The sequence below is a fragment of the Serratia sp. BNK-12 genome, from assembly GCF_047456085.1.
GTDB classification, from domain to species: domain Bacteria; phylum Pseudomonadota; class Gammaproteobacteria; order Enterobacterales; family Enterobacteriaceae; genus Serratia; species Serratia liquefaciens.
Genome location: NZ_CP179896.1, coordinates 1,106,414 through 1,119,872, shown reverse-complemented (window position 1 = coordinate 1,119,872; position 13,459 = coordinate 1,106,414). Strand labels below are relative to the sequence as shown.

The window sequence follows — 13,459 nt, the reverse complement described above, 5'->3', positions numbered from 1 at the left end:
TCGTTTTATTTATAATTCAGCCCATCAATTGGACTGATAAATCTATAAAGTTGGTATACCAATTCAGACTAACCAGCCGGAAGCGTGAGCGAAACGAGGTTTTTTGCAAAAATTCTCATGCATAGAATAAAAGCTCGCCATAATGGCGACATAAGCCTGACAGTACGCTGAAAAAACACCGTGAAAATATTTTCATTACCGAATTTGAAGGAGATCACAGAATGAACGGAAAGCTGAAAATACAGGAAATTGCCCGGCAAACCGGGCTGTCGATCAGCACCGTTTCACGTGTATTAGCCGGTAAGTCCAATACCAGCGTCGAAGCTCGACAAAAGGTGTTGGCCTGCGCTCAACAGAACGGCATTCTGCAGGGCATTTCCAGCGGCAGGCTGATGCTCAATAACGTGATGGTCTTCGCCCCCCAGCGCGCTTTTGATGTGCGCACCGATATCTTCTACTACAAGGTGATCCAGGGGATCTCCGCCGCATTAGCTGAGCATGAAGTGCGGATCCGCTATTGTGGGCTGGAAGAACTGCACAGCGACGGCGCGTTGTTTCTGGAAAAAATGAGCGATCCGCAAACTCAGGCGGCGCTGATTATCGGCATCGATGACGAACACATTCACCAGTTGGCTGCCGACCTGAATAAACCCTGCGTACTGATTAACTGCACCGACCGCCAGATGCGGCTCGACAGCGTGTCACCCGATCACCAACTGATTGGCGAGTTCTCCGCCAACTATCTGATGCAACAAGGGCACAGCCATATTTTGAATCTGCAATGCCTGCGCCGCCACACCATGGAACTGCGGCTGGCGGGTATTAAACAAGCCTATGCGCGGCACAATATCGCCTTTGACGACGGCCGCCATCTGGTGACTACTTCCGGCTTCGGCAGCGAAGAAGCCGAACAGGCGCTTACCACCTTTATCAACCGGGTGAGCCACCGCTCGCAGCTACCAACGGCCATTCTTGCCGGTGGCGACTACATGGCGGTCGGCGCGGTCAAAGCACTGAACAAGCTGCAGCTGAGCGTACCGGGGGATATCTCGGTGATGAGCACCGACGGCTTCAATCTGGCGGAAATTCACGACGTGCCGCTCACCTCGGTGCAGGTACCGCGCGACGAGCTGGGTTATGAGGCGATCCAACTGCTGCAACGCCGCATGCTGCGCGCCGATGCACCGCCTTGTAACCTGCTGCTGCACGGCAAACTGGCGGTACGCGCCTCGGTCAAACGCATCAGTCCCCATAAAACCAGCCCGGCGGTCAGCACCCATGACCACCGCCTTTACGATGTCTGAACTACACTTAGTGGCAGAATATTTATAAATACCCGATAGCTTGAAAGATGAGGGCTAAATTTTTTTGCCTAAGGAGAGCCACTATGCCGACCCTGACAGCACGTTCAGTCATTCCCCCTTATATGCTGCGCCGAATCATTGAACACGGCAGCCTACCGCAGCGCGACTGCGCATTGCACACCCTGAACCACGTCCAGAGCCTGCTCGGTAACAAGCCGTTGCGTGCGCCCGGCGCGAAAACCGCCAGTGCCGGCCAGGTTATTCGCGATATTTACGACGCCGAAAACGGTACCCAACTGCCCGGAAAACAGGTGCGTAATGAGGGCCAACCCAGTAACCACGACGTCGCAGTAGATGAAGCTTACGACTACCTCGGCGTGACCTACGATTTCTTCTGGCAGGCATTCAAACGTAATTCTCTGGACAATCGCGGTCTGCCGCTGACCGGCAGCGTACATTACGGCAAGGAATACCAAAACGCCTTTTGGAACGGCCAGCAGATGGTCTTTGGCGACGGTGACGGCGAAATCTTTAACCGTTTTACCATCGCCATCGACGTGGTTGGCCATGAACTGGCGCATGGCGTTACCGAAAGCGAAGCAGGGTTAATTTACTTCCAGCAGGCTGGTGCGCTGAATGAGTCGCTGTCCGACGTGTTTGGTTCTCTGGTTAAGCAATTCCACCTCAAACAGACCGCGGATAAAGCCGACTGGCTGATTGGCGAGGGACTGCTGGCGAAAGGCATCAACGGCAAGGGCCTGCGTTCCATGTCGGCCCCCGGTACGGCTTACGACGATCCGCTGCTGGGGAAAGACCCGCAACCGGCCAGCATGAAGGACTATATTCAGACCAAAGAGGATAACGGCGGCGTACACCTTAACTCCGGCATTCCCAACCGCGCTTTCTATCTGGCAGCTAAAGCACTGGGGGGTTTTGCCTGGGAAAAAGCGGGCTATATTTGGTACGACACGCTTTGCGACAAGACGCTGCCGCAGGACGCCGACTTCGCTACCTTTGCCCGCACTACGGTAAAACATGCGCAACAACGTTTCGACGGTGACGTGGCGGATAAGGTGCAGCAGGCCTGGCATCAGGTGGGGGTGGAATAATGAAACCCTTGCCGACGCTCAATCAGGACACGGTCATTGAGCTGGCACGTGAAGGCGGCTTCGCCTTTATTCCCAAACTGGCTGGCCAGCGGCGCATTGCGCTGGCCGATATTACGCCGGAACAGCGGCAACGTCTGAATCAACTGTTGAACCAGACGCTGCCCTACGCGCAAGAGGAGGGGCAGCCAGGTTCTCCCGGCTGCGGCGACCAGCGCTACTTCCGCGTGCAAATCAGCTATTACAGCCAAACATTGAGTAGTGAAATCGTGCTGCTGATACCGGAAACCAGCGCCCCACAGGCATTGATCGACCTTTGGAAAACCGGTCAGGTCGATGAGTGAACGGTTCTAAAGTGAGGGACGCAACGGCGAGTTAATCGGGGCGAATTTATTCGCCCTCTACCCAAGGTGTATAGCTGAACAACACACGCTTTTTCGATATCAGCCCATGGCCATTTTGGCACAGATAATCTACCGCGCCGCAGGCCTTCAATTCTTGCAGCGCCTGCCGGCATTCCGGACACTCGGCCAACTGGCGATAATCGCTGTGACAGGCTTCGCAATGATAGTGACCCTTCACCCACTGCATTGCCTGGTGACATTGCGGACATAGCGCTTCCATAGACTCTCCCGAGTTAAATTACGCCCCATGAGCGTAAGAAATAGATCCCCAGCGCGGTGGTGAAAAACGACCCGACGGTGGTGATGGCGATAATGTTCGCCGCCAGCGTGGCATTGCCGCCCATGGCGCGCGTCATGACATAACTGCCGGAGGCGGTTGGCGTGGCCGAGAACAGGAAGATAATCCCCAATGCCGCGCCCTGGAAACCGCATAGCCAGCCACCCAACGTCATCAATATCGGCACCAGAAACAGTTTGGCGCTGGAGGACAGCGCCGCCACATTAGACGAGCGGAACATGGCGCGCAAATCCAGGCTGGCACCGGTGCACAGCAGCGCCAGTGGCAACGACAACCCTGAGATATAGCTGCCGGTTTGCCGGATAACCTGTGGGATTTCCAGCCCGGTCTGGGCGAACAGCAACCCACACACCAGGCCGATAATCAGCGGGTTAGTGACAATACTGCGCAACAGCGACAGCCGGCTGATCTTCTTACCCTCTCCGCCCTGCAGGCTGCGGGTCAGGGTCACCACCGACAGTACGTTAAACAGGATCACCGTGACCGTCAGGTATAACGACCCCAGCGCAACCCCTTCGCTGCCATAAGCGGTCATGGCATAAGCCAGGCCGACGATGGCGGTATTGGCACGGAAACCACCCTGAACAAAGACGCCGCGCTCACGCGGTTCTTTCACCAGCCAGACGGCGGCTATCTCCAGCAACAGGAAAGTGGCGACGGTGCCGACCGCACCGTAGATCACCAGCGACAGGTTACCCAGCAGTTGCGGATGATTGGTGGCAATGCTGAAGAACAGCAAGCAAGGCAGCGCCAGATTGAACACCAACCGCGTGGCGCCATCAATAAAGCGGTCATCCATCATCCGCCAGTGGCGTAGCAGCACGCCCAGCAACATCATTAACAGATTGGGTACGGTGACGCTGAACGCAAAACTCCAGGTTTCCCAGGACATGGTGTTCCTTCAAGCTGACGGCGGTAATCTTCAGATAATAAAACGATTTCGGCGCAATAAAAAAGGGGCGCGGTATGGTTACCGCGCCCCTTGTACTGATTATTTGCTTTTCTTCAGGTGGCTCATCAGGCGTTTACGTTTACGCATCTGGTTCGGCGTCAGCAGGTTGCGCTTGCCGGCGAACGGGTTTTCACCCTCTTTGAACTGGATGCGAATTGGCGTACCCATCACCTTCAGAGAACGACGGAAGTAGTTCATCAGATAGCGTTTGTACGAGTCGGCCAGATCGGTTACCTGGTTGCCGTGGATCACCACAATCGGCGGGTTGTACCCACCGGCGTGCGCGTATTTCAGCTTCACGCGGCGGCCACGCACCAACGGTGGCTGGTGGTCATCGGCAGCCATCTGCATGATTTTGGTCAGCATCGAGGTGTTCACGCGACGCGTCGCGCACTCGTAAGCTTCCTGTACCGATTCGAACAGGTTACCCACGCCGCTGCCGTGCAAAGCGGAAATGAAGTGCACACGGGCGAAGTCGACAAAGCCCAGGCGCAGATCGAGCATCTCTTTGACGTGCTCGCGATCTTCTTCGCTCATGCCATCCCACTTGTTGACCGCAATCACCAGTGAGCGCCCACTATTGAGGATAAAGCCGAGCAGCGAGAGATCCTGATCGGAAATGCCTTCGCGCGCATCGACGACCAGCAGCACAACGTTTGCGTCTTCGATCGCCTGCAGGGTTTTAATTACCGAGAATTTCTCTACGGTTTCCGTTACCTTGCCGCGTTTACGCACCCCGGCGGTGTCGATCAGCACGTATTCGCGCTCGTCGCGGACCATCGGGATATAAATGCTGTCACGGGTGGTGCCCGGCATGTCGTACACCACCACACGCTCCTCGCCGAGGATACGGTTAGTCAGTGTGGACTTACCAACGTTAGGACGGCCAACGATTGCCAGCTTGATCGGCAAATCTTGCGGGTTGAAGTCGTCTTCCGGCTCTTCTTCCTCGTCTTCAGGCAGTTCACCTTCTTGCTCGGCCCAATAAGCAGCGTTAGCCTCTTCTTCGGTCAGCTCGACTTCTTCCGGTTTTTCACCGACAAACGGCACCAGCACGTGTTCGATCAGCTGCGCCACGCCACGACCGTGTGAAGCGGCAATCGCATGCACGTCACCCAGCCCCAGCGAGTAGAAATCGGCGGTGGCCATGTCTGGATCCATGCCGTCGGTTTTGTTGGCGACCAGGAAGGTGGCTTTCTGGCGGTTGCGCAGATGCTGGGCGATGCCCTGATCGGCAGGCATCAGACCGGCGCGGGCATCGACCATAAACAACACGATGTCTGCTTCTTCGATCGCCAATAGCGACTGGCCAGCCATGCGGGTTTCAACGCCGTCTTCGGTACCGTCAATACCCCCGGTATCGACGATGATGAATTCATTGCCCTCAACTTCTGCACGACCATACTTGCGGTCTCGCGTTAGCCCGGGGAAATCCGCCACCAGCGCATCGCGCGTATGTGTTAAACGGTTAAACAAGGTGGATTTACCCACATTCGGGCGCCCAACTAGCGCGACGACAGGTATCATTGTGAAGCCTCATTACTTAATAATCAATGCGTTACTGCACTATGGATAGACACCAGAAGTGCAGCTTATAAAATACGAAACGGCCCCTGAACACTCAGGAGCCGTTTTCCCCTTCATCTTTCGCGCCACAGCGGCGTTGTCTGCGCACCTTCGCCCCGCTCACTTAGTTCACTAAGCTCCCGAGGACTCATGCGCTTGCCGCCTGGCTGCAACCCGAAAGCTTTCGGGTGCAAGAAGGGTCACGACGAGCGGCGTTAGCGGGTGAAAGCGTAAACTTTTCCGCCCTTCGCCTGGATGACCAGCTTATCGCCGGCTACCATCGGCGCAGACAGGAAGCCGGAGCTATCCACTTCCTGCTGGGCAACAAAACGGCCGTCCGTGGTGTTAATCCAGTGCAGGTAACCTTCGGAGTCACCGGTCACCAGGTAACCATTATACATCACTGGCGGGGTCAGGTTGCGGTGCAACAGCTCGCTCTGCGTCCATACGGTGACGCCACCTTCGGTGCTCAGCGCGACCACGCGATCGTTCTGATCGACCAGGTAAATGCGGCCTGCATCAACGATAAAGTCGTTTACCGAGCCCAGTTCACGCTTCCACAAGATCTGGCCGGAACGCAGATCCAGCGCCGTCAGGTTGCCATTGTAACCTAATGCGTAGACAACGCCTTCAACAATCACCGGCGTAGTGTCGACATCGTTCAGACGATCGATTTCGGTCGCGCCGCTCGGCTGGGAAATACGCTGCTGCCAGATCAGTTGACCTTGCTGCATCAGTACGGCACTGACGCGGCCGTTATCACCGCCGACAATGGCTGCGCCAAAGGCAACGGCCGGAGCAGACTCGCCGCGCAACGACAGCGAAGGCATATCCAGGTTAACCGTCCACTTCACTGCGCCATCAGATTCATTCAGCGCCTGCAATTGACCGTTGGAGGTATGGATCAGTACCATGCCGTCGCTGATTACCGGACGCGAAATCGCTTCACCGGCCACCTTGGTCTGCCAGGCTACCTTACCGTCAGCGGTGTTCAGAGCGTAAACGACGGCTTTCTCGCTGCCGACATAAACTTTGTCGCCCGCAACAGCCATACCGCCCGACAGCAGCGCCGGCAGGTTGCTGGAGAAGAAGCCGGTCTTCTCGGAGAGATCAACCTTCCACTTTTCGTTACCGCTATCGGCATCCATCGCTTTCACGAGACCGTGGCGATCGGCAGCATAAATGGTGTTGTCCTGGAAAGCAGGACGCAGGTGAGAATAGAACTCACCGACGCCGTCGCCGACCGAGGTACTCCACGCCTTGCTTGGCGTGAACTGATTTTCAACTTTCGGCAGCGGCGACATGGTAACCACGTCTTCTTCACTGTTAAACAGTGAGCAACCACTCAACAAGGCAACGGAAACCAGTCCGACCAAGAGTGTTTTACGCAATTGCATGGGAATTCCCCTTAGCTGGACAAGTTATTCAATTTCATGCGCAGCAGAACCTGCAGCGCCTGAGAAGCGTTAGACTCAATGCCTTTGCTGTACGCCTCGCGCGCACCTTTGGTGTCGCCTTTGGCCAACAGCACGTCGCCGCGCGTATCCTGCGCCATCGCCGCCCAGCCTTCGCCTTTCACGCCATCCAGCGTTTTCAGCGCTTCATCCAGCTTTTTCTCCTGCAACTGCACACGGGCCAGACGCAGGTTAATCATCGAAAGCAGGTTTTCATCTTTGGTCTGGCCCTGAGCCAGCACCAGCTGTTGGTCCGCTTTGGCAAAGTCGTTCTGCTCAACAAAATGCTTCGCCAGTTCCAGCGAGGCCAGCACGCCGTAGCTGTTGCTGTTGGCCTGGGCGAACTTCTCCGCAGCGGCCACGTCGTCCGGTTTACCGACCGCCAGACGATCGCTGGCTTCCTGATAAGATTGGGACGCAATCATCATGTTGGAGTTCTCGTGGCTCTGCCAATAACGCCAGCCGACCAGGGCACCAATTCCGAGCACCACGCCCACTGCCAGCGCTTTGCCGTTTTCGGCAAAGAACCGACGCACGGCGTCGACTTGTTCGTTTTCAGTGGTATAGACTTCCACGGTGTCCTTCTCCTTAACCTAACATCAAAGCCAGACGCACAGCGACTTCGCTCTGCGCCAGCGTTTCTTGTTCACCACTGCGCAGGTCCTTGACGACCACCTGCTCGGCTGCGACTTCGTTCTCGCCCAGGATCAAGGCAACGCGCGCGCCCCATTTATCCGCACGGGTGATCTGCTTCTTAAAGTTACCGCCGCCGTAGTTGGTCATCAGTTTCAACTGCGGCGCGGCATCGCGAACACGTTCAGCCAACTGCATCGCCGCGCTCTGCGTACCGGCACCGGAAGAGATCACGTACACGTCAATGGTCGCCGGAGCTTTAAACTCTGGGTTGACCGCCTGAACCAGCAGCACCAAACGCTCCAGGCCCATCGCGAAACCGACTGCCGGCGTTGCACGCCCGCCCAGTTGCTCGACCAGACCGTCATAACGGCCACCGGCGCACACCGTCCCCTGAGCGCCCAGACTGGTGGTCACCCATTCGAATACCGTACGGTTGTAATAGTCCAGACCGCGCACCAGGCGTTCATTGATGGTATATGGGATACCTGCCTGGGCCAAAAGTTCACACAGGCCTTCAAAGTGGGCTTTGGATTCTTCATCCAGATACTCGGACAGGCGCGGCGCATCGTTCAACAACGCTTGCACTTCCGGGTTTTTGGAGTCCAGCACGCGCAGCGGGTTGCTGTACATGCGGCGTTTGCAATCTTCGTCCAGCTTGTCTTGATGCTGTTCCAGGAACGCCACCAAAGCATCACGGTAATTGGCGCGAGCTTCCAGTGAGCCGATGGAATTCAGCTCCAGCTTAACGTGATCAGCGATGCCCAGCGCTTTCCACCAGCGGGCGCTCAGCAGGATCAGCTCGGCGTCGATATCCGGGCCCTGCAGGCCAAACACTTCGGCACCCAGTTGGTGGAATTGGCGGTAGCGGCCTTTTTGCGGACGCTCGTAGCGGAACATCGGACCGACGTACCAAAGACGCTGCTCCTGATTGTACAGCAGACCATGTTCGATGCCGGCGCGAACGCAACCAGCGGTCCCTTCCGGACGCAGCGTCAGGCTTTCGCCATTGCGATCGTCGAAGGTATACATCTCTTTTTCTACGACGTCGGTCACTTCGCCGATCGCGCGTTTGAATAACGGGGTCTGCTCTACAATCGGCAAGCGGATTTCGCTGTAACCGTAGCCGCTCAGCACCTGCTTGAGGATGCCTTCAATACGCTGCCATAATGCCGTTTCTTCCGGCAGGTAGTCGTTCATGCCGCGAATGGCTTGAATGTTCTTTGCCACGTGAGTTCTCTGTCCGTTGTCTATAAAAATGAACCCGATTATAGGGACTTTGCCGTCCCGTATTCAACGCGAATGCAGAGTTCTGCTCCCGGGTTCATAAACAAGCGGGCTAAAAAGCCCGCCGTATCGGTATAATGCTTATTTTTCCAGCAGGTTGACCGAGATGCGATTGCTCTCATCCATCATCGACGCCTTGGCGCGAATTTTGGCTTCCAACTGGTCAATCATCTGCTCGTTGTCGAAACGATCTTTCTGGCGCACGCCGTCTTCGTAGAAGCCGCTCTTTTTATGGCCGCCGGTAACGCCCAGCGTGGACACCAGCGCTTCGCCCGGCCCATTGACCACGCAGCCGATAATCGAAATGTCCATCGGCGTGATGATATCTTCCAGGCGCTGTTCCAGCGCGTTCACCGTACCGATAACGTCAAACTCCTGACGTGAACAGGTCGGGCACGCGATGAAGTTAATGCCGCGAGCGCGGATACGCAGTGACTTCAGAATGTCGAAACCAACCTTAACCTCTTCCACCGGATCGGCCGCCAGCGAGATACGCAGGGTATCGCCAATGCCTTCCGACAGCAGCAGACCCAGGCCAATCGCCGACTTGACCGAACCACTGCGTGCGCCACCGGCTTCGGTAATGCCGAGATGCAGCGGCTGATCGATACGCGCCGCCAGCAGCCGGTAGGATTGCACCGCCAGGAACACATCGGAAGCCTTGACGCTGACCTTGAACTGGTCGAAGTTGAGGCGATCGAGGATATCAACGTGGCGCATGGCGGATTCAAGCAGGGCTTCCGGCGTAGGTTCACCGTACTTTTCCTGGATGTCTTTCTCCAGCGAGCCGCCGTTTACCCCGATACGGATTGGGATATTTTTATCGCGTGCGCAGTCCACAACTGAACGGATACGCGACTCGTTACCGATATTGCCCGGGTTGATACGCAGGCAGTCTACGCCGTATTCAGCCACCTGCAGCGCAATGCGGTAATCGAAGTGGATATCGGCGACCAGCGGCACGTTGACCTGTTGCTTGATCAGCTTGAATGCCTCGGCGGCATCCATGGTGGGGACTGAAACGCGGACGATATCGACGCCGACGCGCTCCAGCGCTTTAATCTGATTGACCGTGGCTTCGACATCGGTAGTACGGGTGTTAGTCATCGACTGCACAGCAATCGGCGCACCATCACCAATAGGCACATTGCCGACGTAAATTCGCGTTGATTTTCGACGGATGATGGGCGATTGGTTATGCATTACTTACTCTCCATTGTTGCTCTGACTTAACGACAATGGCCGCGCAATTACTGCGCGGCAACGGTCAGACGAGCAACACGGTTTGACTTAACAAACCGGCTTAAATCAACCGGCTTACCTTGATATTGAATCTGTACTGCGGCCGGTGCGCCAATGGTCAGTTTATAAGGCGCGGTGCCCGCCAGGCTCAGCTTACCGCCGTTCTTCTGGCTACCGCTGTACAGCGTTTTGCCGCTGGCGTCAGTCACCTGCAACCAGCAGTCGGCGGTGAAGTTCATCACCAGCGCATTAGGATCAACCGCCGGTGCAGCTACGCCCGCATCTGCCGTCGGCAACGGTGCGGTTGGCGCCGCAGGCGTTGTCTCAGGCAACGTGGTTTGGCTTGGTGAAACCACCGCAGGCTGCTGCGCGGTTGCACTGCCGGTCACGGCCGGAGTCTGTGATTGCTGTGCTGCTGCGCCCGCACCGGTGTCAACCGGTGTGGAGCCATTGTCGGCCAAAGGTGCGCTGTTGTCGGCATTACTGTCGGTCAACGGTACGGATTGGCCTTCATTGTTTTGTGAAAGCTGGGCAGAAGATTGATCGGCCATAGTGGCGATCTCTTCCTGCTGGGCCTTGTGATTTTGCCACCACCAGGCACCGGTCAAGCCGACCACCACGAAAACGATCAACCAGGTGAAGCTCATCAGCCAGCCGTCGCGTTTTTTACGGCGCTTGCCCAGAGAGAAGCTTTGCATCGGAGCCACTTTCGCGACCTTCAACGGTGCCTGCTTGGCCAGCATCGGCAGCAGTTCATCCTCTGGCAAACGCACCAGCTTGGCATAGGAACGGATATAACCACGCACGAAGGTTGAAGCCAGGTCTGCGGACAGATTGTCTTCTTCAATATCGCGCACGGTAGACATTTTGAGGCACAGGCGTTCTGCAACGGCCTGTTGACTCAACCCGAGTTGTTCACGGGCCTGACGCAGACGTTCGCCTGTCGTCATTGATACGGTTTTATCTTGGGAGGCTTCAGTATTCATTAGCTAAGAACTGCTGGTACTGTTTGGATTGTGGAAAACTTCGCGATAACTGCTTGCCATAACGTTGCACGCTATCTTGGCGCCCGGCTAACGCGGCGAAACGAATCTGTAACCATAAGCTGTCGGCGCTGGCCGGCAGAACATGTTGATAACTATCCAATAAAAGTTGCGACTGTGCGCGCTTCCCTTCTCCAAATTGCTTTTCCGCCTCCACCAACAGTGGAGTGCCCTTGTCCGGATCGATCTTCAAAGCACGTGTTAACAAAATACGTGCCTCGTCGTTTTGTCCGGCTTTGAGAAAACAGTAACCTGCGTTTTCCAGGCTGTCGGCAACCTGACCGTAATCCGGTGCCACGGCTGCTGCGCTAAACTGCTGTTGTGCCGGTACATACTGCCCTAAACTGCAAAGAAACGCACCGTAATTATTCAGCACTGTGCCATTGTTCGGCGCAAGTTTGAGCGCCTGCTGATAACGCTGTTCAGCCGCGCTGTTCTCGCCAATCCGCTGCTCGTAGAGCGCCATACCCAATTGGGTACGGTAATCCTGTGGGGCGGCGTCTGCCGCTTTCTCCAGATTCTGGCGCGCGGCGTTTAAATCGCCCTGCTTCAGATATTCCAGACCCAGTTGCAATCGCGTCTGACCGGCTTCAGGCAGCGCGTCTTTTTCTTCCGGCGCTGAACCGGAACAACCGGCCAGTAACCCGGCCGCCAGCAACGTACCCCACAGAATCAGCTTCATGCCTGCATTCATTTCCTTGTCAGATGTTACCTTGACGTCTTTTCACATAACAGACTGTAAGATAACAAAAATCATGCTATAGGATTCAGACCGCACGCACGGTGATAGGTTCCCCGGCCATTTTCTTTTTCAGGGTACGCTTGGTGCGGTCGATCACTTCACCCGCCAGTTGCCCGCAGGCGGCATCGATATCGTCACCACGGGTTTTACGAACAATAGTCGTAAAGCCGTATTCCATCAACACTTTGGAAAAACGATCCACGCGGCTGTTGGAGCTGCGGCCGTAAGGTGCACCCGGGAACGGGTTCCATGGGATCAGGTTGATCTTGCATGGCGTGTCCTTGAGGACTTCCGCCAGCTGGTGTGCGTCGTCGGTGCTGTCGTTGATATGATCCAGCATCACGTACTCGACCGTCACCCTGCCCTGATTGGCGTTGGATTTTTCCAGATAGCGGCGTACCGCAGCCAGGAAGGTCTCAATGTTGTATTTGCGGTTGATCGGCACGATGTCATCGCGGATCTTGTCGTTCGGCGCATGCAGCGAGATCGCCAGCGCGACGTCGATCATATCACCCAGCTTGTCCAGCGCAGGCACTACGCCCGAGGTCGACAGGGTCACGCGGCGTTTTGACAAGCCAAAACCGAAATCATCCAGCATGATTTCCATCGCCGGCACCACGTTGGTCAGGTTGAGCAAGGGCTCACCCATGCCCATCATCACCACGTTGGTGATCGGGCGCTCGCCGGTGACTTTCAGTGCACCGATGATTTTCGCCGCACGCCACACCTGGCCGATGATTTCCGACACGCGCAGGTTGCGGTTAAAGCCCTGCTGAGCGGTCGAACAGAATTTGCATTCCAGCGCGCAACCCACCTGGGAAGAAACACACAGGGTCGCACGGTCGCCGTCCGGGATATACACGGTTTCGACCTGCTGATCGCCCACCTTGATAGCCCATTTAATGGTGCCGTCGGCTGAGCGTTGTTCTTCCGCCACTTCTGGCGCACGGATTTCGGCGACGCTTTGCAATTTATTGCGCAGGACCTTGTTGATATCGGTCATCTGCTCAAAATCATCGCAGCAGTAGTGGTACATCCACTTCATCACCTGATCGGCACGGAAGGGTTTCTCGCCCATTTTGGCGAAAAACTCACGCATTTGCTGACGGTTCAGATCCAGCAGATTAATTTTGGCCACAGCCGGTTTTTCCGCGTTAACGGATTGAGTAGTCAGCGAATTATTTTCAGACACGATGTGCTCGGACGTGATGGGTTCTAACATAATTGATCTCTGGCCTCGTTGTTACACTTTATGGCGCGAAAGAGTGGAAAGTAAGTGCGTCGCTCAGCCCATAAAAATCGGGCGACGGCGCTAAAAGCGCGCCCCTGACAAGATGACTCATCAGGGGCGCGGCATTGTACAAATTTTAGTAGCTGCTTTCCACGTCTGAAAGGCATTCAGGGCATTTTTATTGTTTCAGCCAGTGA

Annotated in this window: 13 protein-coding genes; 3 read left to right on the top strand and 10 right to left on the bottom strand. The window is 55.9% G+C overall.

Going from position 1 to position 13,459, the window contains the following annotated elements; translation table 11 throughout:
- Positions 1–221 precede the first annotated feature (221 nt).
- The 3 genes from ACMGG1_RS05035 to ACMGG1_RS05025 all read left to right on the top strand — a co-directional run bounded on the left by ACMGG1_RS05035 (position 222) and on the right by ACMGG1_RS05025 (position 2,754).
- Entirely contained in the window at positions 222–1,304 is a 1,083-nt protein-coding gene (locus ACMGG1_RS05035; RefSeq protein ID WP_020828142.1) for a LacI family DNA-binding transcriptional regulator, read from the top strand.
- An 83-nt stretch (positions 1,305–1,387) separates the two neighbouring features.
- Entirely contained in the window at positions 1,388–2,413 is a 1,026-nt protein-coding gene (locus ACMGG1_RS05030) for a M4 family metallopeptidase (RefSeq protein ID WP_115058262.1), read from the top strand.
- Positions 2,413–2,754: a protealysin inhibitor emfourin gene (locus ACMGG1_RS05025; RefSeq protein ID WP_046372907.1), complete on the top strand. Its 342-nt coding sequence runs from the start codon at positions 2,413–2,415 to the stop codon at positions 2,752–2,754. The genes ACMGG1_RS05030 and ACMGG1_RS05025 overlap by 1 nt, the downstream gene beginning before the upstream one ends.
- A gap of 46 nt (positions 2,755–2,800) precedes the next feature.
- On the opposite strand, the gene ACMGG1_RS05020 is transcribed toward ACMGG1_RS05025, so the two are convergent.
- The 10 genes from ACMGG1_RS05020 to ACMGG1_RS04975 form a co-directional block, all read right to left on the bottom strand.
- Positions 2,801–3,034, bottom strand: a complete 234-nt coding sequence (locus tag ACMGG1_RS05020; RefSeq protein ID WP_261110498.1) for a zinc ribbon domain-containing protein — start codon at positions 3,032–3,034, stop codon at positions 2,801–2,803.
- A gap of 13 nt (positions 3,035–3,047) precedes the next feature.
- On the bottom strand, positions 3,048–4,004 hold the full coding sequence (locus tag ACMGG1_RS05015) for an AEC family transporter (RefSeq protein ID WP_020828147.1): 957 nt from the start codon (positions 4,002–4,004) through the stop codon (positions 3,048–3,050).
- A gap of 99 nt (positions 4,005–4,103) precedes the next feature.
- Positions 4,104–5,591 (bottom strand): ribosome biogenesis GTPase Der, encoded by a 1,488-nt coding sequence (gene der, locus ACMGG1_RS05010; protein WP_020828148.1) that lies wholly within the window; start codon positions 5,589–5,591, stop codon positions 4,104–4,106.
- A 254-nt stretch (positions 5,592–5,845) separates the two neighbouring features.
- Positions 5,846–7,027 (bottom strand): outer membrane protein assembly factor BamB, encoded by a 1,182-nt coding sequence (gene bamB / locus ACMGG1_RS05005; protein WP_046372905.1) that lies wholly within the window; start codon positions 7,025–7,027, stop codon positions 5,846–5,848.
- A gap of 11 nt (positions 7,028–7,038) precedes the next feature.
- Positions 7,039–7,659 carry a YfgM family protein gene (locus ACMGG1_RS05000; RefSeq protein WP_046372904.1) on the bottom strand — a complete coding sequence of 207 codons (621 nt, stop codon included), beginning with the start codon at positions 7,657–7,659 and terminating at the stop codon, positions 7,039–7,041.
- A gap of 13 nt (positions 7,660–7,672) precedes the next feature.
- On the bottom strand, positions 7,673–8,947 hold the full coding sequence (hisS, locus tag ACMGG1_RS04995; RefSeq protein WP_020828151.1) for a histidine--tRNA ligase: 1,275 nt from the start codon (positions 8,945–8,947) through the stop codon (positions 7,673–7,675).
- Between the two features lie 138 nt (positions 8,948–9,085).
- The gene (gene ispG, locus ACMGG1_RS04990; RefSeq protein WP_020828152.1) at positions 9,086–10,207 is read right to left on the bottom strand and encodes a flavodoxin-dependent (E)-4-hydroxy-3-methylbut-2-enyl-diphosphate synthase; all 1,122 of its coding nucleotides are present in this window, start codon (positions 10,205–10,207) and stop codon (positions 9,086–9,088) included.
- 47 nt (positions 10,208–10,254) lie between these two features.
- Positions 10,255–11,232 (bottom strand): cytoskeleton protein RodZ, encoded by a 978-nt coding sequence (gene rodZ, locus ACMGG1_RS04985; RefSeq protein ID WP_020828153.1) that lies wholly within the window; start codon positions 11,230–11,232, stop codon positions 10,255–10,257.
- Positions 11,222–11,971, bottom strand: coding sequence for a type IV pilus biogenesis/stability protein PilW (gene pilW, locus ACMGG1_RS04980; RefSeq protein ID WP_046372902.1), 750 nt, complete (start codon positions 11,969–11,971; stop codon positions 11,222–11,224). The genes rodZ and pilW overlap by 11 nt, the downstream gene beginning before the upstream one ends.
- Before the next feature lie 85 nt (positions 11,972–12,056).
- Positions 12,057–13,253, bottom strand: a complete 1,197-nt coding sequence (locus tag ACMGG1_RS04975; protein ID WP_020828155.1) for a bifunctional tRNA (adenosine(37)-C2)-methyltransferase TrmG/ribosomal RNA large subunit methyltransferase RlmN — start codon at positions 13,251–13,253, stop codon at positions 12,057–12,059.
- Between the last annotated feature and the right edge of the window lie 206 nt (positions 13,254–13,459).